This window comes from Rhizobium arsenicireducens (assembly GCF_964021225.1).
In genome coordinates this window covers 1,617,346-1,640,438 of the sequence record NZ_CAXHYK020000001.1, presented here as the reverse complement: position 1 = coordinate 1,640,438, position 23,093 = coordinate 1,617,346, and the positions used below count along the sequence as shown (strand labels likewise).

At 62.8% G+C, this 23,093-nt stretch carries 21 protein-coding genes and 1 pseudogene; 18 read left to right on the top strand and 4 right to left on the bottom strand.

Annotated features, from left to right (window positions below; genetic code table 11):
• Positions 1-8: 8 nt before the first annotated feature.
• From argS to ACWPVA_RS07880, 13 genes are all read left to right on the top strand, one after another.
• Positions 9-1,769 carry an arginine--tRNA ligase gene (argS, locus tag ACWPVA_RS07940; RefSeq protein WP_454287168.1) on the top strand — a complete coding sequence of 587 codons (1,761 nt, stop codon included), beginning with the start codon at positions 9-11 and terminating at the stop codon, positions 1,767-1,769.
• 66 nt (positions 1,770-1,835) lie between these two features.
• Positions 1,836-4,661 (top strand): SPOR domain-containing protein, encoded by a 2,826-nt coding sequence (locus tag ACWPVA_RS07935; protein WP_454287167.1) that lies wholly within the window; start codon positions 1,836-1,838, stop codon positions 4,659-4,661.
• 119 nt (positions 4,662-4,780) lie between these two features.
• The gene (gene nagZ / locus ACWPVA_RS07930) at positions 4,781-5,809 is read left to right on the top strand and encodes a beta-N-acetylhexosaminidase (protein ID WP_454287166.1); all 1,029 of its coding nucleotides are present in this window, start codon (positions 4,781-4,783) and stop codon (positions 5,807-5,809) included.
• The gene (locus ACWPVA_RS07925; protein ID WP_454287165.1) at positions 5,809-6,672 is read left to right on the top strand and encodes a segregation and condensation protein A; all 864 of its coding nucleotides are present in this window, start codon (positions 5,809-5,811) and stop codon (positions 6,670-6,672) included. The genes nagZ and ACWPVA_RS07925 overlap by 1 nt, the downstream gene beginning before the upstream one ends.
• A gap of 79 nt (positions 6,673-6,751) precedes the next feature.
• Positions 6,752-7,411: an SMC-Scp complex subunit ScpB gene (gene scpB, locus ACWPVA_RS07920; protein WP_454289553.1), complete on the top strand. Its 660-nt coding sequence runs from the start codon at positions 6,752-6,754 to the stop codon at positions 7,409-7,411.
• Between the two features lie 94 nt (positions 7,412-7,505).
• Positions 7,506-8,639: an ABC transporter ATP-binding protein gene (locus tag ACWPVA_RS07915; RefSeq protein ID WP_454287164.1), complete on the top strand. Its 1,134-nt coding sequence runs from the start codon at positions 7,506-7,508 to the stop codon at positions 8,637-8,639.
• 5 nt (positions 8,640-8,644) lie between these two features.
• Positions 8,645-8,842, top strand: coding sequence for a twin-arginine translocase TatA/TatE family subunit (locus tag ACWPVA_RS07910; protein WP_454287163.1), 198 nt, complete (start codon positions 8,645-8,647; stop codon positions 8,840-8,842).
• A gap of 151 nt (positions 8,843-8,993) precedes the next feature.
• Positions 8,994-9,665, top strand: a complete 672-nt coding sequence (gene tatB, locus ACWPVA_RS07905; protein WP_454287162.1) for a Sec-independent protein translocase protein TatB — start codon at positions 8,994-8,996, stop codon at positions 9,663-9,665.
• On the top strand, positions 9,662-10,480 hold the full coding sequence (gene tatC, locus ACWPVA_RS07900) for a twin-arginine translocase subunit TatC (RefSeq protein WP_454287161.1): 819 nt from the start codon (positions 9,662-9,664) through the stop codon (positions 10,478-10,480). The genes tatB and tatC overlap by 4 nt, the downstream gene beginning before the upstream one ends.
• Before the next feature lie 104 nt (positions 10,481-10,584).
• Positions 10,585-11,868, top strand: coding sequence for a serine--tRNA ligase (gene serS / locus ACWPVA_RS07895; protein WP_454287160.1), 1,284 nt, complete (start codon positions 10,585-10,587; stop codon positions 11,866-11,868).
• Positions 11,869-11,881: 13 nt separating this feature from the next.
• A complete protein-coding gene (surE, locus tag ACWPVA_RS07890; protein ID WP_454287159.1) occupies positions 11,882-12,655 on the top strand; it encodes a 5'/3'-nucleotidase SurE in 774 nt (257 codons plus the stop codon).
• 8 nt (positions 12,656-12,663) lie between these two features.
• Positions 12,664-13,305 carry a protein-L-isoaspartate(D-aspartate) O-methyltransferase gene (locus ACWPVA_RS07885; RefSeq protein WP_454289552.1) on the top strand — a complete coding sequence of 214 codons (642 nt, stop codon included), beginning with the start codon at positions 12,664-12,666 and terminating at the stop codon, positions 13,303-13,305.
• Between the two features lie 144 nt (positions 13,306-13,449).
• Complete coding sequence (locus ACWPVA_RS07880; RefSeq protein WP_454287158.1) at positions 13,450-15,012, top strand: peptidoglycan DD-metalloendopeptidase family protein; 1,563 nt, start codon at positions 13,450-13,452, stop codon at positions 15,010-15,012.
• Between the two features lie 57 nt (positions 15,013-15,069).
• On the opposite strand, the gene ACWPVA_RS07875 is transcribed toward ACWPVA_RS07880, so the two are convergent.
• Complete coding sequence (locus ACWPVA_RS07875) at positions 15,070-15,942, bottom strand: ATP-binding protein (RefSeq protein ID WP_454287157.1); 873 nt, start codon at positions 15,940-15,942, stop codon at positions 15,070-15,072.
• 209 nt (positions 15,943-16,151) lie between these two features.
• Here ACWPVA_RS07875 and yajC point away from each other — a divergent pair, with 209 nt between their 5' ends.
• From yajC to ACWPVA_RS07850, 5 genes and pseudogenes are all read left to right on the top strand, one after another.
• The gene (gene yajC, locus ACWPVA_RS07870) at positions 16,152-16,499 is read left to right on the top strand and encodes a preprotein translocase subunit YajC (RefSeq protein WP_454287156.1); all 348 of its coding nucleotides are present in this window, start codon (positions 16,152-16,154) and stop codon (positions 16,497-16,499) included.
• A 76-nt stretch (positions 16,500-16,575) separates the two neighbouring features.
• Positions 16,576-19,135: pseudogene (gene secDF, locus ACWPVA_RS07865) on the top strand (protein translocase subunit SecDF).
• Positions 19,136-19,139: 4 nt separating this feature from the next.
• A complete protein-coding gene (locus ACWPVA_RS07860; protein WP_454287155.1) occupies positions 19,140-19,544 on the top strand; it encodes an Mth938-like domain-containing protein in 405 nt (134 codons plus the stop codon).
• 52 nt (positions 19,545-19,596) lie between these two features.
• Positions 19,597-20,415 carry a phytoene/squalene synthase family protein gene (locus ACWPVA_RS07855; protein WP_454289551.1) on the top strand — a complete coding sequence of 273 codons (819 nt, stop codon included), beginning with the start codon at positions 19,597-19,599 and terminating at the stop codon, positions 20,413-20,415.
• An 82-nt stretch (positions 20,416-20,497) separates the two neighbouring features.
• Entirely contained in the window at positions 20,498-20,956 is a 459-nt protein-coding gene (locus ACWPVA_RS07850; protein ID WP_454287154.1) for a hypothetical protein, read from the top strand.
• A gap of 17 nt (positions 20,957-20,973) precedes the next feature.
• Here ACWPVA_RS07850 and trmFO read toward each other — a convergent pair whose 3' ends face one another.
• The 3 genes from trmFO to ACWPVA_RS07835 form a co-directional block, all read right to left on the bottom strand.
• Positions 20,974-22,383, bottom strand: coding sequence for a methylenetetrahydrofolate--tRNA-(uracil(54)-C(5))-methyltransferase (FADH(2)-oxidizing) TrmFO (gene trmFO, locus ACWPVA_RS07845; RefSeq protein WP_454287153.1), 1,410 nt, complete (start codon positions 22,381-22,383; stop codon positions 20,974-20,976).
• A gap of 144 nt (positions 22,384-22,527) precedes the next feature.
• Complete coding sequence (locus tag ACWPVA_RS07840; RefSeq protein WP_115670166.1) at positions 22,528-22,671, bottom strand: DUF1127 domain-containing protein; 144 nt, start codon at positions 22,669-22,671, stop codon at positions 22,528-22,530.
• A 238-nt stretch (positions 22,672-22,909) separates the two neighbouring features.
• Positions 22,910-23,056, bottom strand: coding sequence for a DUF1127 domain-containing protein (locus ACWPVA_RS07835; protein WP_454287152.1), 147 nt, complete (start codon positions 23,054-23,056; stop codon positions 22,910-22,912).
• Positions 23,057-23,093 lie beyond the last annotated feature (37 nt).

The window sequence follows — 23,093 nt, the reverse complement described above, 5'->3', positions numbered from 1 at the left end:
ACCGAGACATGAACCTCTTCGCCGACTTCGAAACGAGAATCAAAAACGCGCTCGAGCAGATCGACAGCATCAGGGAGAAGCGCTCCTTGCTCGATTTCGGCCGTATCGTCGTCGAGCCGCCGCGCGATCCGAGCCATGGCGATGCCGCGACCAATGCCGCCATGGTGCTGGCCAAGGCGCTGGGAACCAATCCGCGGGCACTGGCCGAGATAATCGGCGACAAGCTGAAGGAAGACGCAGACATCGCCGAAGTGAGTGTTGCCGGTCCCGGCTTCATCAATATGCGCCTGTCGACCAGCTACTGGCAGCGTCTGCTTGCCACGATCATCACCGAGGGGACCGATTACGGCCGCTCGACGCTCGGGAAGGACCGCAAGGTCAATGTCGAATATGTCTCGGCCAACCCCACCGGCCCGATGCATGTCGGGCATTGCCGTGGCGCCGTGGTGGGCGATGCGCTCGCCAATCTCCTGGGCTTTGCCGGTTATGATGTCGCCAAGGAATATTACATCAACGACGCTGGCGCCCAGATCGACGTGCTGGCGCGCTCGGTCTTCCTGCGCTACCGCGAAGCGCTGGGCGAGACGATCGGCGAAATTCCGTCAGGCCTTTATCCGGGCGACTACCTGGTCCCGGTCGGCCAGGCGCTGGCTACGGAATTCGGAACGAAACTTCATAGCATGCCAGAAGAGGAGTGGATGGCGATCGTTAAGGAGCGGGCCATCGACGCGATGATGGTGATGATCCGCGACGATCTGGCGATGCTCAATGTGCACCACGACGTGTTCTTCTCCGAGCGCACGCTGCATGCCAATGGTGCCGCCAAGATCCGCACCGCGATCAACGACCTGACCTTCAAGGGCCACGTCTATCGCGGCACGCTGCCTCCGCCGAAGGGCCAGCTTCCCGAGGATTGGGAAGACCGCGAGCAGACGCTGTTCCGCTCGACCGAGGTGGGCGACGATATCGACCGTCCGCTGGTCAAGTCGGACGGCGCCTACACCTATTTCGCCGCCGACGTAGCCTATTTCAAGGACAAGTTCGATCGCGGTTATTCCGAGATGATCTATGTTCTCGGCGCCGACCATGGCGGCTACGTCAAGCGGCTGGAGGCCGTGGCCCGGGCCGTTTCAGAAGGCAAGACCAAGCTGACCGTGCTGCTGTGCCAGTTGGTCAAGCTCTACCGTGATGGCGAGCCGGTGAAGATGTCGAAGCGTTCCGGCGACTTCGTCACTTTGCGTGAAGTGGTCGAGGAAGTCGGTTCCGATTCCGTTCGCTTCATGATGCTCTATCGCAAGAGTTCCGAGCCGCTCGACTTCGACTTCGCCAAGGTAACCGAGCAATCAAAGGACAATCCGGTGTTCTACGTCCAGTACGCCTATGCGCGCTGCATGTCGGTCTTGCGCCAGGCGAAGGAGGCTTTCCCGGATCTTGATGTCGAGGCCACCGATTTTGCCGGAGCCGTAGCCGGCCGGATCATCGATCCGACGGAACTCCAGCTCATCGGGAAGCTTGCAGAATATCCCCGCGTGATCGAAGCTGCAGCCCAGTCCCAGGAGCCGCATCGACTGGCTTTCTACCTGTACGATCTAGCAAGTTCTTTCCACGGTCACTGGAACAAGGGCAAGGATTTTCCCGAATTACGCTTTGTTAACGATAAAGATAGACAATTGACCATCGCCAGGCTTGGGCTTGTGCATGCTGTCGCCTCCGTTTTGAAGTCCGGTTTGTCCCTCACGGGCACTGCAGCTCCGGTAGAAATGCGATAGTATCGTCACCATTTGCCCACAATGCACTGGCAAGCGTCGAGTCGCGTAGGGTGAGTGGATTCAGTAATGGTACAAAAACAGGCCGCATACGGCAGTCGATTTGAGGGTGATACTTTCGCAGACGATGATCCGTTGGCGGAACTTGCCCGGATCGTCGGCTTCGAGCCGCCGGTTGAGCGTGATACCGCGCCGACGAGCCCGGCTGATCCCGAGGCTCCGAGTTTCAACCTCGAGGACGAATTGCTTCGGGAATTCGAAGTCTATGATGCGCCATTGCGGAGCGGCGAGGAGCCGCTCTTCGTTGAGCCCGTCGGAGCTTCCCAGACCCGTGCGCCTGTCGAGGAAATCGAGGACCTGGATGACGTCTTCTATCCTGACTCGGTGATCGAGCCCGTCGTGGAAGCTCAGGCTGATCGTGCCGAGCCGGTATCCAGACCGGAACACGGTGCTGCCACCCCCTTTGATGCCGATCTTGCTGACGAATTGGAATTGGCGGTGTCGGAGTTGGACGTGCAGCACCACTGGCTAGCCCCCCGTTCGGAGGAAGAGCCGAAGCTGCGCCTGCCGCTTGCCAATTTCGCCGCTCAGCCCGCTGTGCGCGCCGAACCGCAATTCGCCGAGGAAAGCGCTGAGCCTGCGCCGCAGGTCTGGATAGAGCCTGAGTTCGCGCAAGCGGGCACGGAAGCGACGGTCGACGAATTCTTCCCGAGCGAGGGCTTTCAGTGGAGCGAGACTGTGTCTGGTCCCGCTTCGGCCGTGCCCGTCGCTTCGGTGGATCGTACGGCTTCACTGTTCGACTTTGATGATTTCGTGGCCGAAAAGGGCGAGCGTGCTTCTCAGCTGTTTGAGGGCGAGCCGATCCATGATGATGCACCCTCGGCACTCGACGAGTCTTCTTTGGCGTTCTCGTTTGCCGACGAATGCCCTGCAAACGATGGTTCTTCGGTGCGCGCACCGGACGTCGCGCCGGCGGCCGCGGAGGAGTCCACCCCGGCACCACAGCCGGCAGAGCGCGTGGAAACGGTGGCCGACAGTCGTCCTTCCATCGAGGATGAGGAGTTTGACCCCTTCGCCGAAGGTGAGTTTGACCTGCATCTCGATGACCTCGACCTTGATGACCTGGACCTTGATCTCTCGGACCTCGAGGACGATTTTGATGAGCCGGCGGTTGCTCCTGTTGCCCCAATTGCGGCTGTTGCTTTGGCCGCACCGGTAGCAAGGTCGTTGGCTACACCCGTCGCATCGGCTCCGGTGGCGCCTCCGGTCGCTCCTGCGCTAGTCGTACCGCGTGCGCAGGCTGCGGATATAGTCGTGTCGCCAGCCAAGCCTGCTCTGCCCGAAGTGCCGTTTTCCGATGAGCCGCTGGCCTTCGATCCGGCGGAGATCTCCGAGCAGGACGATCATCTTGAAGCCATCACCCATATGGATGTGCCCGAGGTTCCGCTGCCGGAAAGCAAGCCGGCGCCGGTTGCCTACGCACACGACTACGACCTCGACATTGACAGCGAGTTGGCGACCCTGTTTGACCAGCCGTCGACGACACCTGCCGCCGTCACGAGTGAGAAGCCAGCGGCTGCGCCCGCACCGCTCTCGCGCGCTACGCCGGTTGCGTCCACGCCGGCACAGGTTCACACTCAGGCCCAAACACCTGTGCCGGGCGCCACCCCGTTGCCGCCGATGGACGACTTTGATGCCTTCGAGCGCGCTCTGGAGGAGGATTTCCGCCGCACGCTCGACAGGCCGTCAGACTATGCGGCGGCTAATGCCGGTCGGATCGACATACCGATGGAGCCCAGGGGCCTGTCGCGATTGGGTTCGCGCAGTCCGCTAATGGCGGGCACGGCTGCAGTCGTCGTTCTGCTGGGTGGTGGCGCCCTCTATGCCTGGCTGAGCGGTGGCACAAGCTCGGTAAGTTCCTCCGGTGAACCGCCAGTGATCGCAGCCGACAAGGATCCTGTGAAGATCGTTCCGGAGAATCCCGGTGGCAAGTCCGTGCCGAACCAGGACAAGGCGGTCTATGACCGCGTTGCCGGCGCCGCGGTAGAGGACCCTAAGCAGGAAAGCCTGATTTCGGCGAGCGAGGAACCGGTCGATGTCGTACAGAGAACACTGATCCCGGAAACTCTGCCGCTCGAAGGCGAGGCAGAATCACAGGCGCTCGGGACGCCGGTCGGCGAGACCGAAGATCCGAGGCTCCTGCCGGACGAGGTCGGATCAGGACAGCAGTCACCGGTGGACGGGGCTGAACCTGCGACGATCACACCTCGCAAGGTGCGGACCATGATCGTCCGTCCCGACGGCACGCTGGTGGCCCAGGAGGCACCCGAGCCAGCGGCTGCGACGCTTGAAACGCCGGCGGTGAACGCGCCTGCGGAGGCACGCGAAACCACCATGCCTGCCCTGGCCGCGCCATCGACGGCATCTGAGCCGACCAACCTTGGCGCACCGGCCGAGGCTGCGGCGACAGGGCCGGTTCCAACGGCACGTCCGGCCGGCCCGACCGAGACCGCAACTGCGCCGGCCGCTGCACCGCAGACTCCAGCCCCGGCCGCTCAGCCGGCACCGGCTGCCGAAACAGCTGCGGCGCCCGCTCCAACACCAGCCGTGGCCGCGCCGGAACCTGCCGCAGCCCAACCGGCACCTGCCGCGGGTGGTTACTACATGCAGGTGGCGTCGCTGCCGTCCCAAGCGGACGCCGAGAAGTCGTACAGGAATATTTCCGGCAAGTTCGGCAATATCGTCGGTGGACGCGCCTACGAGATCAAGCAGGCCGAAATTGCCGGCAAGGGAACTTACTATCGCGTACGCATTTCTGCCGGCACCAGGGCGGAGGCAGTAGCGCTCTGCGAGCGCTACAAGGCGGCGGGCGGCAGCTGCCTCGTCACGAAGTAGCGCGCACTCGCTCCAAGGAACGAAAAAAGAGGCGGAAACCGGCGGTTTCCGCCTCTTTTCTTGTGTATGAACATGAGCGGTCGCTTCGGCTTTGATCCGACCCCCCTTATGAATCGGCCATGACCCAGACAAACATGCCGGCAAAAGCAATGATCCTCGGCTGCAGCGGCCTTGCCCTGACCGCCGACGAGAAGGCTTTCTATCGAGACGAACAGCCCTGGGGCTTCATCGTCTTTGCCCGCAATCTGAAAGAGCCCTCCCAGATCTCCGATCTGGTCGCCGAGATGCGGGATACGGTCGGCGGGCGCAATGCTCCGATCCTGATCGACCAGGAGGGCGGGCGCGTGCAGCGTATCCGCGAGCCGATCGCACCGCGCTATCCGTCCGGCGCCGTGCTCGGTGAACTCTTTCGCCGGGACCGTGACCTCGGCCTGCGCGCTGCCTGGCTGATGTCGCGCCTGCATGCCTTCGATCTTATTCGCCTTGGCATCAATGTCGATTGTCTGCCGGTGCTCGACGTGCCGGTCGAAGGCGCCAGCAATGTCATCGGCGACCGGGCCTATGGCAATGATCCCGAAACGGTCGGCGCCATGGGCGAGGCGGCGGCGGCTGGTCTGAGATCCGGCGGTGTCCTTCCGGTAATGAAACACATACCCGGACATGGGCGGGGCATGGCGGATTCGCATTACGAGCTGCCGGTCGTTACGACGCCGCTCGCCGAGCTTGAGGCGCATGACTTCCCGCCGTTCAAGCGGCTCCACAACGAGCTGATGGCGATGAGCGCGCATGTGGTATACTCGGCCATCGATCCGGATCATCCGGCATCGACTTCGCGCAAGGTGATCGACGAGATCATCCGCGGGTACATTGGATTTGATGGGCTGCTGATGTCGGACGACGTATCGATGAACGCCCTGAAGGGCACGCTCAGTGAGCGGGCGGCAGCGATCGTTGCCGGCGGAGGCGATGTCGTGCTCCACTGCAACGGCGTGATGGATGAGATGGTGGCGGTTGCAGCCGTGGTTCCGCTGCTCAAGGGCAAGGCGCGCGCGCGCGCCGATGCGGTTGAGGCTGCATTTGGCCAAAGCGACGCGGCACAAGAGGTCGCGATCCGCGCCGAGTTCGACGGCCTGAGGGCGACCGCCTGATGACGCCCTCGACCGGCACGCCCCGATTGACGTCGAGACCGGCATCCGCCAGTGCCCAGACGCCGATGGACAGTCTTTGGCAGGACAATACGGAGGAGCGCCTGTCCGGCGAACCCGCGCTTGTCATCGACGTCGCCGGCTTTGAAGGACCGCTCGATCTGCTGTTGTTTCTGGCGCGCAACCAGAAGGTCGACCTCCACCGCATTTCGATCCTCGCGCTGGTCGAGCAATATCTGGAATTCATCGAGAGCGCCCGGCGCATCAGGCTCGAACTGGCGGCGGACTATCTCGTCATGGCGGCTTGGCTCGCTTACCTGAAATCACGCCTGCTGATCCCGCAACAGGCCAAGGACGACGGACCCTCAGGCGAAGAAATGGCGGCGACGCTGGCCTTCAGGCTGAAGCGGCTTGAGGCAATGCGCGAGGCGGCAACGCGGCTGATCAACCGCAACCGGCTTGGCCGTGACGTGCATGCGCGCGGTGCGCCGGAACATGTGCCGACCCGTGTCGACAATGCCTATGGGGTTTCGCTCTACGATCTGCTGACGGCCTATGCCTCACTGAGGCAGCGCCAGTCGACCACGCAGGTGACGATCGCCCGTCGGCGTGTCTGGTCACTCGCCGATGCCCGCGCCATCCTCACCCGCATGATCGGCGAGATCGGCGACTGGACGGCGCTCGACCATTTCCTCCTGCGCTATCTGACGACGCCGGCCGAGCGGGTAAGCGCGATTGCCAGTGCCTTTGCCGCCTCGCTCGAACTCGTCCGCGAGGGTCGGCTGGAAATCCGTCAGGCGGGCGCTTTCGAGCCGATCTACCTTCGCAGCGGCCCGCGCGCCGGCGAATTGGCGGCGGTGGAGTAGCGCCATGGGTGAGATGCGGGACGGCGTTTTTCTTCTCGAGGCCAACGAGGTCGAGGCCCCGGTCGTGCGCGACCCGGCGATGGCTGGCGCCGGGCGCGAGGCGGTCCGCATCGCCGAAGCGCTGGTCTTCGCGTCTGCCGAACCGGTTTCGGAGGGTTTCATCGCCGATCGGCTGCCGCGCGGCATTGATGTCAAGGCGATCATGCGCCAGCTGAAGGAGGACTATGCCCCGCGCGGTGTCAATCTCGTGGAGGTCGACGGACACTGGGCCTTCCGTACCGCCGCCGATCTCTCCTTTGCCATCCGCAAGGATGAGGCCGAGGTCAAGAAACTGTCGCGCGCGGCGCTCGAAGTGCTGGCGATCATCGCCTATCACCAGCCGGTGACGCGCGCCGAGATCGAGGACATTCGCGGCGTGCAGACGTCGAAAGGCACGCTCGACGTCTTGATGGAGGCGGGCTGGGTTCGGTTCCGCGGGCGCCGCCGCACACCCGGACGCCCGGTCACGCTCGGCACCACCCGCGATTTCCTCGATCATTTCGGGCTCGAAGAGCTGCGTGATCTGCCGGGTCTCGAAGAGTTGAAGGGGGCAGGGCTGCTCTCCGGCCGCATCCCGGCGAACTTCAACATACCGCTGCCGCTCACCGGCGACGACCTCACCGAAGACGAGGATCCGATCACCCAGCTCGATCTTGAAGAGCTTGGCCTCTTGACTCCGGGCGGAGAAGCGGACGAATAGCATCAGGTTTTAAACGATAACCGGGCGATGCCCGGATGTCCCGCGGGTGCCAACTCGCGGGACATCCGCTGCCATCGGCCAATCGGGCAGTGGAATGGGCGTGCAGACGACGCAGAGCGACAAATCGAGGCGGACCGCCGGCGTCACCTTCGCGGCGCGTTTGAGCTTCGAGGACATTTGTCACGGCTATCATGGCCGCGATACCCTGCGGGGCGTCTCGCTGACCGCAGAGCCTGGCGAGGTGCTTTGCCTGCTCGGACCGTCCGGTTCCGGCAAGACGACGCTGTTGAGAATAGCCGCGGGCATCGAGGCCCAATCTTCCGGCCGACTGCTGCTGAACGACCGTGAGGTTGCCGGGCCGTCCGTCTTCGTGCCGCCGGAACAGCGCGGCATCGGCCTTATGTTCCAGGACTTCGCTCTTTTTCCGCACATGAACGTAGTCGAGAACGTCCGCTTCGGCCTTACCGCCATGCCGGCCCGCGAGGGTACCTCGGAAGCCATGGCGGCGCTGGAGCGGGTGGGCCTCGCCCATTATGCGCAGAAATACCCGCACGCCCTTTCCGGTGGCGAACAGCAGCGTGTTGCGCTGGCCAGGGCGCTTGCGCCACGTCCGGGCGTTCTGCTGATGGATGAGCCGTTCTCCGGTCTCGATTCGCGGCTGAAGGATACGATCCGTGCCGACACGCTGGCGATCCTGCGCGAAACGCGGGCGACCGCCGTCGTCGTCACGCACGATGCCGAGGAAGCCATGCGCATGGCCGACCGGATCGCGCTGCTGCGTGACGGAAAGCTGGTGCAGGTCGGTTCTTCCGACGATCTCTATCGCCGGCCGAAGGATCTGTTTGCCGCTGCCTTCTTTTCCGAGATCAATGAATTCTCAGGCGAGGTGCGCAACGGCCACGTAGCGACTCCGCTCGGGGTCGCAGAAGCGCCGGGCATTGCCGAGGGAAGGGCGGTTTCGATCGCGGTCCGCCTTTCCGGTGTGGGCGTCAGCGAGGATAGCGGCGTGATCCCGGCACGGATCCTGTCGCGCCGTTTTCTGGGTGTGGTCGAACTGCTGGAATTGGCAATTCCCGGCAGCGAGCGCCCGGTGCGCGCGCGTATGCGGGCGGACCTCCTGCCGCCGGGTTTGAGGGATGCGACGATCTCGGTCAATCCGCAGGACATTTTGGTGTTTGAAAAAGAGTCCGAAACCCCTTACATCGGGGAAACGAGAAACACGGAGTGACGGGTATGGGTTCTTTTAGCATGTGGCACTGGCTGATCGTCTTGGCCATTGTTCTTCTGTTGTTTGGTCGCGGCAAGATCCCGGAACTGATGGGCGATGTTGCCAAGGGCATCAAGAGCTTCAAGAAGGGCATTTCCGACGACGAGGCCGATACTACCGCATCCGGCAAGTCGGTCGACCACAAGGCCGACGAAACGAAGTAGGCCGCAATCGGCCGTCAGGCGGCCGGTCTGCCTGGTTGTCCCATGTGCCCCGACGGATCGGAGCCCTGGGGACGGCAGGCGGGACAGGGGACATGGACCGCGTCGCCCTGACGCGCGATCCCCGTAGAGTAAGGCTTCAGGAGCCCGTTGAATGCTGGATATTGGCTGGACCGAGTTGCTTGTCCTCGCGGTGATCCTGATCGTGGTGGTCGGTCCGAAGGACCTTCCGCCGATGATTCGGGCATTCGGCAAGATGACGTCGCGGCTGCGCCGCACGGCGGGAGAGTTTCGCGCCCAGTTCGACGAAGCGCTACGCGAGGCCGAGCTCGACGACCTGCGCAAGACGGTCGAGGATGTCCGCGGTCTCAATCCGAAGAATGCACTACGTGATGCAATCAATCCGCTGCGCCAGGTTGGCAACGAGATCAAGGCCGACCTGAAAAAGGCTACGACGACGGATGCCAAGGCTGCAGCTGGTATCGCACCGGGTGAACCCACTGTTGCGCCGGCGCCTTTGCCGGAAATGCCATCGCCTCTGGTCGGCGTGCCGAACGAACTCGCCCAGCCGATGCCGGATCCAGCACCTTCGGCACCTGCAAAAGCCACCAAGGACGCAGCCAAGCCCGCCAAGACGGCTGTGGCCCGCAAGGTCAAGGCACCCGCGGCCGCGGCGAAGGGGGAGGCTGCCAAGCCGGCAGAACCGGCGGCAACCGAAAAGCCGGTCAAGGCCAGCCGGGCCAAGTCTGCGTCAATCCAAGCCGCGGGGAAGACGCCGGCTGAGCCGAAGAAGCCGCGCAAGCCGAAGAACGAGGAGCCCGCATGAGCGGCGACATCGAAGACAAGCCGCAGCCGCTCATCGAGCATCTGATCGAACTGCGCTCCCGCCTGATATGGGCGCTCGGTGCCTTCTTCGTGGCCTTTATTGTCTGCTTCGCCTTTGCCAAGCAGCTCTTCAACATCCTGGTCGTGCCCTACAAGTGGGCAGTACAATGGGCGGGACTGGACCTCGCCAACGCAGAGCTGATCTATACGGCGCCGCAGGAGTTCTTCTTCACACAGGTGAAGGTGGCCATGTTCGGCGCCGTGGTGATCGCCTTTCCGGTGATCGCAGCGCAGATCTACAAATTCGTCGCGCCGGGCCTCTACAAGAACGAGCGTGCGGCCTTCCTGCCGTTCCTGGTCGCATCGCCGATCCTCTTCCTGCTCGGCGGCGCGCTCGTCTATTTCTTCTTCACGCCGATGGTGATGTGGTTCTTCCTCGCCATGCAGCAGGCGCCGGGTGAGGGCGAGGTGGCCATCTCGCTGATGCCGAAGGTTTCGGAGTACTTGAGCCTCATCATGACGCTGGTCTTCTCCTTCGGTCTGGTCTTCCAGCTGCCCGTCGTGACGACCCTTCTGGCCCGTGTCGGCATCCTTGAAAGTCAGTGGCTGGCCGACAAGCGCAAGTACTTCATCGTCGTCGCCTTCGTCGTCGCGGCTGTGCTGACCCCGCCCGATCCGATCTCCCAGATCGGTCTTGCTTTGCCGACGATCCTTCTCTACGAGGTATCGATCTATGCTGCGCGACTCGTGGAGCGTCGCCGGGCGGCCAATACTTCGGCTGTCGCGGACGAGGCGAGCGAGCAGGACAGCGCCTAAGCTGCGCCGTTCGTCTTTCTCCACTCCCGGGCATGCATCCATGGGCCGGACAGGGCGCCCGCCAGGTCCGATCCGACGATCACGAGAGATGGCCTGGAACGACGATGCTTGATATCAAATGGATACGCGACAATGCCGAAGCCCTTGATGCCGCGCTGGCCAAGCGCGGCGCCGAGCCTCTGGCCGCAAGCCTGATCGCGCTCGACGAGAAGCGTCGATCCGTCGTCCAGTCTCTGCAGGACATGCAGTCGCGCCGCAATGCCGCCTCCAAGGAGATCGGCGCGGCCATGGGCAAGAAGGACATGGACCTTGCCGATAAGCTGAAGGCCGAAATTGCCCATCTGAAGGACCTCATGCCGGCAGCGGAAGAGGAAGAGCGCCAGGTTTCGGCGGAGCTGACGGACCAGTTGTCGCGCATTCCCAATATTCCGCTCGACGATGTTCCGGTGGGTAAGGATGAGCACGATAACGTGGTGAAACGCGTCGTTGGCAGCAAGCCCGGCTGGAACCATGCGGCCAAGGAACACTACGAACTCGGCGAAGCGCTCGGCTACATGGACTTCGAGCGCGCCGCCAAGCTGTCCGGTTCGCGCTTCACGGTGCTGACCGGGCCGCTGGCCAGGCTCGAGCGTGCGATCGGCCAGTTCATGCTCGACCTGCACACGTCCGAACATGGCTATACGGAAGTCTCTTCGCCGCTGATGGTGAAGGATGAGGCGATGTATGGCACGGGCCAGTTGCCGAAGTTCGCCGAGGACCTGTTCAAGACCACCGATGGTCGCTGGCTGATCCCGACGGCGGAAGTGACGCTCACCAACCTGGTTTCGGGCGAGATCCTCGAGCAGGACAAGCTGCCGCTGCGGTTTACCGCGCTGACCCCGTCCTTCCGCTCCGAAGCAGGCTCGGCCGGCCGCGACACGCGTGGCATGCTGCGTCAGCATCAGTTCTGGAAATGCGAACTCGTGTCGATCACCGATGCCGATAGCGCGATCGACGAGCACGAGCGGATGACCGCCTGCGCCGAGGAAGTGCTCAAACGGCTCGGCCTGCATTTCCGCACCATGACGCTGTGTACTGGCGACATGGGCTTCGGCGCGCGCAAGACCTACGACCTCGAGGTCTGGCTGCCGGGGCAGAACACCTATCGCGAAATCTCGTCCTGCTCGGTCTGCGGCGATTTCCAGGGCCGTCGCATGAACGCCCGCTATCGCGGCAAGGACGGCAAGGGCACAACCTTCGTCCATACGCTGAACGGCTCGGGCACGGCGGTCGGCCGGGCACTGATCGCCGTCATGGAAAACTACCAGAACGAGGACGGTTCGATCGCCATTCCGGACGTCTTGCTACCCTACATGGGCGGCCTGAAGAAAATCGAAAAAGCGGCTTGAGGCAGACTTTCCCATGCGCATTCTCCTGACCAACGACGATGGTATTCATGCCGAGGGGCTGGCCGTGCTCGAGCGCGTCGCGCGCACGCTCTCCGACGACGTCTGGGTTGTGGCACCCGAGACCGATCAGAGCGGTCTTGCTCATTCTCTGACCTTGTCGGAGCCGCTGCGGTTGCGCAAGATCGATGACAAGCGCTTTGCGCTACGGGGTACGCCGACCGATTGCGTGATCATGGCGATCCGCGAAATCCTGCCGGAAAAGCCCGACCTGGTGCTTTCCGGAATCAATGCCGGTGGCAATGTCGCCGACGATGTCACCTATTCCGGCACGGTCGCCGGTGCGATTGAGGGCACGCTGCAGGGGGTTCGCTCGATATCGCTTAGCCAGCTCTACGAATATGACAATGGCGGCCGTGTCATTCCCTGGGAAGTGGCCGAAACGCTCGCTCCCAAGCTGTTGGCGCAGCTGGTCAAGGCCGAACTGCCGCCGGGAACCTTCCTCAATGTCAACTTCCCCCGCTGCGCACCGGCCGAGGTCCAGGGGATCGAAGTGACTTCGCAGGGCAAGCTCGACTTCGGTCTCGAGGTCGAAGAACGCGCCGATGGCCGTGGCTTTCCCTATTACTGGCTGCGTTTCGGCGATCGCGGCACCAAGTTCCGCGAGGGCACCGATCTTCAGGCGCTGAAGGAAGACAAGATCTCGGTTTCGCCGCTGAAGCTCGACATGACCGACTATGCCGCACAGGACAGCATCGCCCGTGCGCTCGGCTTTGGAGTTGCGGATTGAAGCCCGGCATGGTCGAGAAGGAAGGGTTTGCCGCCTTGGTGCTCAGGCTCCGGGCGGAAGGGATTTCCGACCTCGATCTCCTGACCGCCGTCGAACAGACGCCCCGCTCGCATTTCGTTCCGTCACAGTTTTCCGATCACGCCTATTCCAGCCGCTCTATTCCGATCGACTGCGGCGCCTTTATGGAGGGCGCCGATCTCGCGGTGCGGCTCCTCGCCCATATGCATGTCAAGCCGGGCCAGCGGGTGCTGGAGATCGGGACCGGCAGCGGTTTCATGACCGCGGTGCTCGCCCGTCTTTGCGAACGGGTCATGTCGATCGACCGCTACAAGACGCTGCTTGCCGCCGCGCAGCGCCGGCTCGACAGCTTGTCCCTGCGCAATGTCGTCTTGCGTCAAGCCGATGGCAGCCATGGGCTGACAGGAGAGGGGACCTTTGATCGCATTCTGGCGACCGTAGCCTTCCCCAGCATGCCGCGTTTCCTCGCCGAGCAGCTTGTCTCGGGCGGCGTGCTGCTCGCGCCGCTGATGACCGGCGAAGAGACTTGCATGATGGTCCGCCTCACGAAGACGGGAAGCCGCTTCGACCGCGAAGATCTGTTCGAGGTGCCTTACCTTCCACTGGTGCCGAAGATCGCTTCCTTCCTCTGATGGCGCTTCGGCTTCCGGCTCTCGTTGCGCGAATGTGCGGTTTCTCGAAAATAGTTCACGTCGATTCGCCGCGATTAACCGGCCAGTAATACTAACGCGCTTTAATCATACCCACATCAGGTTGCGTAATATGTGGGTCGAGTTATGCGTATGAGTGTATCGCCAAAAACCAGACTGCCAGTCGCCCGTGTCCTTGTGGCGATGTTGCTTGCCAGTGCTGCGACCGGCTGCAGCTCCGACGCGTCACGGTTCAGTTCGGTGTTCTCCACCGACAATTTGACGACGGCATCCATTCCGCGTCGCAACGTCGCTGCAAGTCCCGTTCCGTCCACTGATGTCGGTGGGATGCAGGCGGCGACCCAGCAGGACTATGCGAACCGACAGCAGGCGCTGAACCAGCCCTATCCGAATCAACCTGCCTATGCACCGTCTTCGGCAGCACGGGCGGCCGCCGCCCCGGTCGCAGTACAGCGCGCCAATCTTGCCGCGCCCACTGCTCAGGCCTCTTCCAATGGAGCCGAGCGCGCTGCCGCCCTCGCTCAACCCTTCCCCTCCGCGCCGGCCCAGCAGCAGACTGCGATGCTCGTCCCGCCGACCGCCGGCGAGGTGCTCACCACCGGTTCGGTCCAGCCCGCAGGTGCCTGGGGTACGGCCAACGCGGCCCGCGTGACGCTCAAGCCTGGCGAGACAATGGCGACACTGGCCAAGCGCTACGGTGTTCCCGAGAGGGAAATCCTCAAGGCCAACGGTCTGACCCAATCGAGCGATGCAGCAAGTGGCCAACTTGTGCTGATCCCGACCTTGGTCGGCCAGCCCAATGCGGCGCGTGCCGCAGCCGACGCCTCCGTCTTGCCCGACGGAAGCAGGAAGCCGACCCTACCGCAGTCGCCGGAACAGAATGTCGCGCTCCTTCCGACAGCCCCGACCTCCCGCGACAAGTCGCAGGCGCCAGCCTCCAGCGCCACCGGTAAGGCCGCTGCAGGAGCAGGCGAGGGCGCGGCCCCCGGCATCTACGTGGTGAAGGCGGGAGACTCGCTCAACAAGATCGCCAGGGCGACCGGCACGCCGATTGACAAGCTCAAGGCCGCCAATGGGCTGACGTCCGCCAATATCCGCATCGGCCAGAGCCTGAAAATCCCTGCCGGTGGCGCGCAGGCCCAGGTCGCATCGGCGGCTCCCCTGACCGATCCCGTCAAGACGGCAACGATCCCGGCTGGCAAGGCAGATCTCAACGGTAATGCGCCGGCAGCCTACAAGGCCCCGGCCGCAACGCAGTCGGTCGGCGACGTAGCGTCCCTCGACACGAAGGAAGCTGCACCCGAAACGACCGGCATCGGCAAGTATCGCTGGCCGGTGCGCGGGGCGGTGGTTGCCGGCTATGGCGCCAATGTCGATGGCAAGCGCAACGACGGCATCGACATTTCCGTCCCGGCCGGCACACCGATCAAGGCAGCGGAAAATGGCGTGGTCATTTATGCCGGCAACGGGCTCAAGGAACTCGGCAACACGGTCCTGGTGCGTCACGAGGATGGCACGGTCACCGTCTACGGCCACGCCGATGGGCTCTCGGTGCAGCGCGGCCAGAAGGTTCAGCGCGGCCAGCAGATTGCCACCTCCGGCATGAGTGGCAATGTCAAACGCCCGATGTTGCACTTCGAGGTCCGCAAGGATGCGACCCCGGTCAATCCGATGACTTACCTGGAATAGGTTTTGCGTCCCAGGCAAGCGATGAAAAGGTCCGGAGTCCCCGGGCCTTTTCTCGTTTCAGGAGCGGTCCATCGTGATCCGCAGCCGACCGGCCAGATCCTGGATATACTGCCAGGCGACGCGGCCGGATCTCCCGCCCCGCGTGGTTGCCCATTCAAGGGCCTCGCGGTGCAAATCGCTGCGCTCGAGCGGCAGGTTGAAATGCGCCGCGTAGCCGTCGATCATCGTCAGATAATCGTCCTGGCTGCACTTGTGGAAACCGAGCCACAGGCCGAAGCGATCGGATAGCGAAACCTTTTCCTCGACGGCCTCAGACGGATTGATCGCCGTCGACTGCTCGTTTTCCATCATGTGGCGCGGCAGGAGATGGCGGCGGTTCGAGGTCGCGTAGAACACGACATTGTCCGGGCGACCCTCGATACCACCGTCAAGTGCCGCCTTCAGCGACTTGTAGGCAGTATCGTCGTGATCGAAAGAGAGGTCGTCGCAGAAGACGATCACGCGATGCGGCGTGCCCTTGAGGAGGTCGAGCAGCGTCGGCAGCGAGGAGACGTCTTCACGGTGCACCTCCACGAGCTTCAGCGAGACACCCGTTTGCGCAAGGATGTCGGCATGGACTGCCTTGACGAGGGAAGACTTGCCCATGCCACGCGCGCCCCACAGCAGGACATTGTTGGCGGGATAGCCCTCGGCGAAACGCAATGTGTTCTCGTGCAGAATGTCACGGACATGGTCGACGCCGCGGATCAGCGAAAGCGCGACGCGGTTCGGCCGTCTGACTGGCTGGAGGTGACTGCGGGCTGGCGACCATACGAAGCAGTCGGCGACGCTCCAGTCATTCTCCGCCGGCGGCGGACCAGCGAGCCGCTCGACTGCCGCAGTCAGGCGGCGCAATTCTGCAAGCACGAGCTGGTTGGCTGCATCCGACATTGGCATATCCTCCACATGGTGTCCGCCATGGTACAGGCGGCGTTTTGCCGGCGGTAGCATGGCCTTTTCGGAGTCGAAAGGGTAAGAGGCTGTAAAACGGTACTGACAGGCGCTGTTTCTGTTGCAATCGCAGGTCCCGGCACTATATTCCGGCGACTTGAAGCGGGGGCGAGGCTGCCCGCGATCATCGCAGTCTAGGGAGATATTTCATGTTCATTACGCAAGCCTTCGCGCAGGACGCCGCCGCTCCGGGTGGTGCATTCGGTTCCGGCCTCGAAATGCTGTTCCTCTTCGCGCCGCTGATGCTGATCTGGTATTTCCTGCTGATCCGTCCGCAGCGCCAGCAGATGAAGAAGCGCACCGAGATGCTTTCGGCAATCCGCCGCGGCGACCAGATCGTTCTCGGTGGTGGTATCGTTGCAAAGGTTACCAAAGTGATCGACGACAATGAAGTCGAGGTCGAGCTTGCCGACGGGGTCAAGGTCCGTGCAATGCGAAGCTATATCGCCGAAGTGCGCGTCAAGGGTGAGCCGGTCAAGACGGACACTGCTGCCTGACGGCATAGAGTATTGAGCGACCGGCATTGCCGGTCGCGTTCACTTCCGATGGACACCATCCGACTTCGAGAGTTTCATGCTGTATTTTTCGCGCTGGAAGACAATATTCATCTGGTTCACCGTCTTGGTGAGTGTCCTGGTGGCCGTCCCCAATCTTCTCAGCGATGAGCAGCTTGAGGCGCTCCCGTCCTGGATGCCGAGCAAGAAGGTGACGCTCGGCCTCGACTTGCAGGGCGGCTCTCACATCATGCTGAAGATCGAACAAGCCGACATCATAAAGGATCGGCTTGAAACAACTGTCGGCGACATCCGTGCCGCGCTGCGCGATGCCGGCATCCGTTATACCGGCCTTTCGGGCGTCGGCCAGCAGGTGCAGGTTCGGATTACCGATGCCGACAAGGTCGATGCGGCCAAGGAAGCACTGTCCTCGCTGACGGAATCCGTTAGCGTCGGTGGTCTGACCGGCGGCACGATCCAGGAGGTGAGCCTCCAGCAAGACGGCACGCTGCTACGCTTGACCCTGACCGACGAGGGAATCGACTATCGTACCTCGTCAGCGCTCATCCAGTCGATGGAGGTCGTACGCCGGCGCGTGGACGAACTCGGCACGACGGAACCGCTGATCCAGCGTCAGGGCAGTGATCGCATTATCGTCCAGGTTCCAGGTCTCACCGATCCGCAGCGCCTAAAGGCACTGCTGAAGCAGACCGCAAAGTTGTCCTTCCATATGGTCGACATGAGCATGCCGGTCGAGGAAGCCATCAACGGCCGACCACCGGCAACAGCCGAGGTGCTCTACTCGATGGACGACCCGGCCGTGCCCTATCTCGTCGAGAAGCGTGCCCTGGTGTCTGGTGAAAACCTCGTCGACGCCCAGGCCAGCTTCAACCAGCAGACCAACGAACCGGTCGTGACCTTCCGCTTCGACAGCAGGGGTGCGCAGCGATTCGCCCAGGCGACCCAGCAGAATGTCGGTCGCCCCTTCGCCATCATCCTGGATGATCAGGTCATTTCCGCGCCGGTCATTCGCGAGCCGATCATCGGCGGTTCGGGGCAGATTTCCGGGAGTTTCTCAGTCGAAGGCGCGAATGACCTTGCCGTATTGCTGCGTGCCGGTGCCTTGCCGGCGACGCTGACCGTCGTCGAGGAACGTACCGTCGGTCCTGGCCTCGGTCAGGACTTCGATCAATGCTGGCGTCTTCGCCAGCGGCATCGGTGCCGTCTGTGTCGTCGTTTTCATGCTCGGCTTCTACGGCACCTTCGGCGTAATGGCGAATATCGCTCTCGCCGCCAACATCACCATAATCCTGGCGCTGTTGTCGATGCTGGGCTCGACGCTGACTTTGCCGGGTATTGCCGGTATCGTGCTCACGATGGGTATGGCGGTTGACTCCAACGTTCTCGTTTACGAGCGCATACGCGAGGAGGCGAAGAGCGGCAGACCCCTGGTCCAAGCGATCGAGGTCGGCTTCAACAAGGCCTTTGCAACCATCGTCGATGCCAACCTGACAACGCTGATAGCCGCCGTCGTGCTGTTCTTCCTCGGCTCCGGGCCGGTCAAGGGCTTCGCCGTGACGCTGGCAATCGGTATCGTGACCACGGTATTCACCGCCTTCACCATGACGCGCTGGCTGATGGCGGTATGGTTCCGCTCGCGCCGTCCGAAGCACCTGCCCAAAAGCATCCGCACCGGCATGTTCGATGCGCAGAACATCCGCTTCATGGCGATCCGACGTTACACCTTCGCTGTTGCAGCGGTCCTGAGCCTCGTTTCGCTGATCGGTTTCACGACGGTCGGCATGAACCTTGGCATCGACTTCAAGGGCGGCTCGATCATCGAGGTCAAGGCGCGGTCCGGTAATGCCGATATTTCCGAAATCCGCACGCGCCTGAGCGAACTCAATCTGGGAGAAGTTCAGGCCCAGGGATTCGGCGATGATGCCAGCGTGCTGATCCGTATCCAGGCGCAGGAGGGCGGCGAGAACGCCGAGCAATCGGCGATCACGATGGTGCGTGGAGAACTCGAGGAGGCTTATGAGTTCCGCCGTGTCGAAGTCGTCGGGCCAGCCGTTTCGGCGGATCTCACCTGGGGCGCGACCATTGGGGTCGCCGCATCTCTGCTCGCCATCCTGGTCTATATCTGGTTCCGCTTCGAATGGCAGTTCGCGCTCGGGGCGATCATCGCAACACTGCACGATGTCATCCTGACGCTGGGCCTTTTCGTTTTCGTCGGCATCGAGTTCAACTTGACCAGTATTGCGGCCATCCTGACCATTATCGGTTATTCGCTCAACGATACCGTTGTCGTCTATGACCGAATGCGAGAGAACCTCAGACGGTACAAGAAGATGCCGCTGGACGTGTTGATCGACATCTCGGTCAACCAGACGCTGTCGCGTACGGTTCTGACTGGCTCGACGACCCTTCTGGCGCTCATAGCACTCTACTTTTTCGGCGGCGAAGTGATTGCGTCCTTCACGCTGGCGATGATCTTCGGGGTGGTGATCGGTACCTTCTCGTCAATCTACATCGCCGGCCCGGTCTTGATCGCCTTCAAGCTGCGCCCGGAGACCTTCCAGGAGCGGGATGCGGAAATCGAAGCCGCCCGACCGGTTTCAGGCAAGGTCGAGGCTTAGGGTGGTGTCGTCGTTCGCGCCGTCCGGCAAGGGGATCGTCGTTCGCCAGGCGCACTTTCCCGGCCGGGCTCCGATCGACGCCTACGGCAATGGCGGGTTCCGCTTCGCCGACATGTCGCACCGTGGTTCGCTGCTGATGCTTCCCTCCGGAATTCACGGCTGGGAGATGGACGCGGACATGCCGTTGACGGTCGAGAATTTCCGCCGCGTGCTTGACGATGCGGCGGGGATCGAGGTTCTGCTGGTCGGCACGGGGCCGCAGTTGCGGCCGCTTCCTGCCGAACTCAAGGCCGCACTGAAGGCCAAAGGTATCGCCAGCGATCCGATGAGCACGGGCGCGGCCGTGCGCACCTACAACATCATGCTCGCCGAGCAACGGGCGGTCGCAGCCGCCCTGATCGCCGTTTGAAACCGGGACGAAACCCTTGAGCGATGTTGCCAGAGCAAACGGGATCCTCGAGATGTCGGGTCTGCGCGATACCGATCGCGACCGCTATCTCGCCTGCCTGCTGACGCCGGCGGCGCGTCGTGGCGCGGTTGCCTCGCTCTACGCCTTTAATGCCGAGATTGCCCGCATCCGTGACATTGTGCGTGAGCCTTTGCCGGGCGAAGTGCGGCTGCAATACTGGCGTGACCTGCTGGCCGGTGCTGCTCGCGGCTCGACCGAGGCCAATCCGATTGCCGCTTCGCTTCTCGAAACGGTCCGGCACCACAACCTCCCGACAGCCGCGCTCGTGGGCATGATCGACGCGCGCGTATTCGATCTCTACGACGACCCGATGGAAACGACCGGCATGTTCGAGGGCTATGCCGGCGAGACGGCCGGTGCGCTCATCCAGCTTGCGAGCGTCGTGCTCGATCCCGAGGCCGCGGCAGGGGCGGCGACGATCGCTGGTCATGCGGGCGTGGCGCAGGCCATCGCTGGAAGCCTTCTTCTGATGCCCACGCATCGGGCGCGGGGGCAAATTTATCTGCCGCTCGAGATCCTCTCGGCCACGGGGCTTGATCGTGAGGCTTTCCTGGCGGGCGAGGACAGGCCGCGTATTTCGGCCGCGATCGAGGCCTTTGCCGGTCACGGCATCGACCATTTGCGCAAGGCACGGGAAGCGGGGCCGCCGGCGAAGAGCCTTATGCCTGTCTACCTGACGGTGGCGCTCGCCGAGCGCACGCTGCTTGCTGCGCAGAAGCGCGGCGCTGATCTCTTCGGCGGCGCCTTGCAGCAGCCGCAGTGGCGCCGCCAGTTGCGCATGCTGCGTGCCGCCATTGTCGGCCGCTTCTGAGGCGCCACATTCGCGCAAGGCTCGGCTGCTATTCGGTTCGAGGATAGGGCCGGCGAGTGTCCGGCCAAAGCAGGAGGCAAACGTGGCGTCGATTACATGGATCGTGATTATTCTGCTTGTGGTCGTGTTTGCCTACTATTCTACCCGAATGGCTAAGCAGGCCGATGAGGACAATCTCCACGACTCGGGACTGGCGATCGTTGAGTTTGGTCGCGCCTTTCCGAACGAGGCGATCCGCAGCCTGCATACGACGGAGGATGGTCGGGCGGTGTTCGTTCGGCTGCACGACAACAAGGCCGGCCTCATGCGCAACATGCGCAGCCATTATGCGTGCCATGTAATCGAACCGGGAACCGTGCGCGTGCGCGACCTGGCCAACGGTCGGGGCTTTGCGATCGAATTTCTCGACGCCCCCTTCCACAATGGCGAATTCACCTTCGCTACCCCAACGGAAGCGGCGGAAGTGTCATTGTGGCTACTCGGCAATTACGTGAGTGCCGCCGAACGGGAAGCGCCCGGTGGCGCGATCCCGACGGTCTGAACCGCAATCGTCTCAGGCTACTCGCGGGCCAGCCAGGCCTTGCAGTCCGCAAGTGCCCGCGCGGCCACCAATTGCCGTTTCATGATCGTCTTGTCCTTGCCGCGAAAGCGCTTGACACCCTCCGGCTTGACGATCGAACCCGGGGCAAGGTCCGGGAACAGCCCGAAATTGATGTTCATTGGCTGGAACGAGCGTTTGCCGGGTTCTTCGTCGTTGACAATGTGACCGCCGGTGATGTGGTTGAGCAGCGAGCCCATCGCCGTCGTCTCGGGCGGCAGGCTGGGCATCTGGCCCTTTCGCTCGGCAGCTGCGAAGCGGCCCGCGAGGAGCCCGATCGATGCGCTTTCGACATAGCCTTCGCAGCCGGTGATTTGACCGGCAAACCGGAGGCCCGGCCGGCTCTTCAGCGTGAGCGACGGATCGAGCAGCACGGGCGAATTGATGTAGGTATTGCGATGCAGGCCCCCGAGGCGGGCGAACTCGGCATTCTCCAGGCCGGGTATCATCCGGAAGACATCTGACTGCGCGCCGTAGCGCAGCTTGGTCTGGAAGCCGACCATGTTGTAAAGGGTGCCGAGTGCATTGTCCTGACGGAGCTGTACGACGGCATAGGGCTTGACGGTCGGATTATGCGCGTTGGTCAGGCCCATCGGCTTCATGGGGCCGTGGCGCAGCGTCTCGCGGCCACGTTCCGCCATGACCTCGATCGGCAGGCAGCCGTCGAAATAGGGCGTGCCTTCCCATTCCTTGAACCCGACGGTATCGCCGGCGATCAGCGCGTCAATGAAGGCGTTGTACTGGGCCTCGTCCATCGGGCAGTTGATGTAGTCCTTGCCCGTGCCCCCGGGGCCGACCTTGTCGTAGCGCGACTGGTACCAGCAGATGTCCATGTCGAGCGATTCGCGATGGATGATCGGCGCAATCGCGTCGAAGAAGGCAAGGGCGTCTGCGCCCGTTTCGGCGCGGATCGCCTCGGCAAGATCGGGTGAGGTCAGTGGCCCGGTCGCGACGATCGTCAGGTCCCAGTCCTTCGGCGGCAGGCCAGTGATTTCCTCGCGCACGACGGTAATCAGCGGATGGGCTTCGATCGCATCGCTGACCGCCTCGGAAAAACCGTCGCGGTCGACGGCCAGCGCACCGCCGGCCGGAACCTGATGCTTGTCAGCGCAGGTCATGATGAGTGACCCGGCGAGCCGCATCTCGGCATGGATGACGCCGACGGCATTGGCCGTCGCATCGTCCGAACGGAAGGAGTTGGAGCAGACGAGTTCGGCGAGACCATCGGTCTTGTGGGCGTCGGTGCCGCGTACGCCACGCATTTCGTGGAGAACGACAGGAACGCCGGCTTGCGCCGCCTGCCAGGCGGCTTCCGATCCGGCGAGCCCGCCGCCGACGACATGGATGGGGGAAACTGTACTTTTCATCATGGCCTGCTGCTTATCATGGGGCACACAAAGGGCCAATCCTTTCCCGATCGCTGCGAGCGAAGACGCTGAATGCCGTAGGACCCCCGAATTAAAAACGGCACCCGAAGGTGCCGTTCCTGGCCGCCGACGGCTCAACCCTCGCGATTAGCGAAAGGAGCGGGCAGCGATATTGCGGATTTCGTAGCGGGTAATGCCGATGTCCGAAAGCGCCTGATTGGACAGGTTGCCCAGTTCGTTCATCGTGCGGCGGTAGCTCATCCAGTTCTTGGCAATGCGGATCGGGTTCATGGTCGTTTCCTCGGGTCAATCTCTTGCGCTGATCCTGTGGTCCTGTCCACATCAGCGATTGAGAGTTTTATACACCCGTAAAACAATATTGTGCAGTGCAAATTATGAGCGACTGCTATGCAAATGTGCATGGGATGGCGAAATTTGTGGCAGAGGATAAAAACCAGCCAGGCGACTGTCCGGACAGGCAACAAAAAAGGCCTCCGAAAAGGCCCTTTGCAGTCATTGTGGATATAGATCAGCCGGCGACGGCGTGGCGCGCAACGCGGCGGATATCTTCGCGGCCAATGCCGAGGTCGCGCAGTTCCCGGTCCGACATGCGTCCGAGTTCGGTGACGGTCTGACGGTATTTGCGCCAGTTGCTAAGCGAACGTGCGATGTTCATGGTCTTACCTCTTGTTTCGCCGCTTCCCATCCGGGTG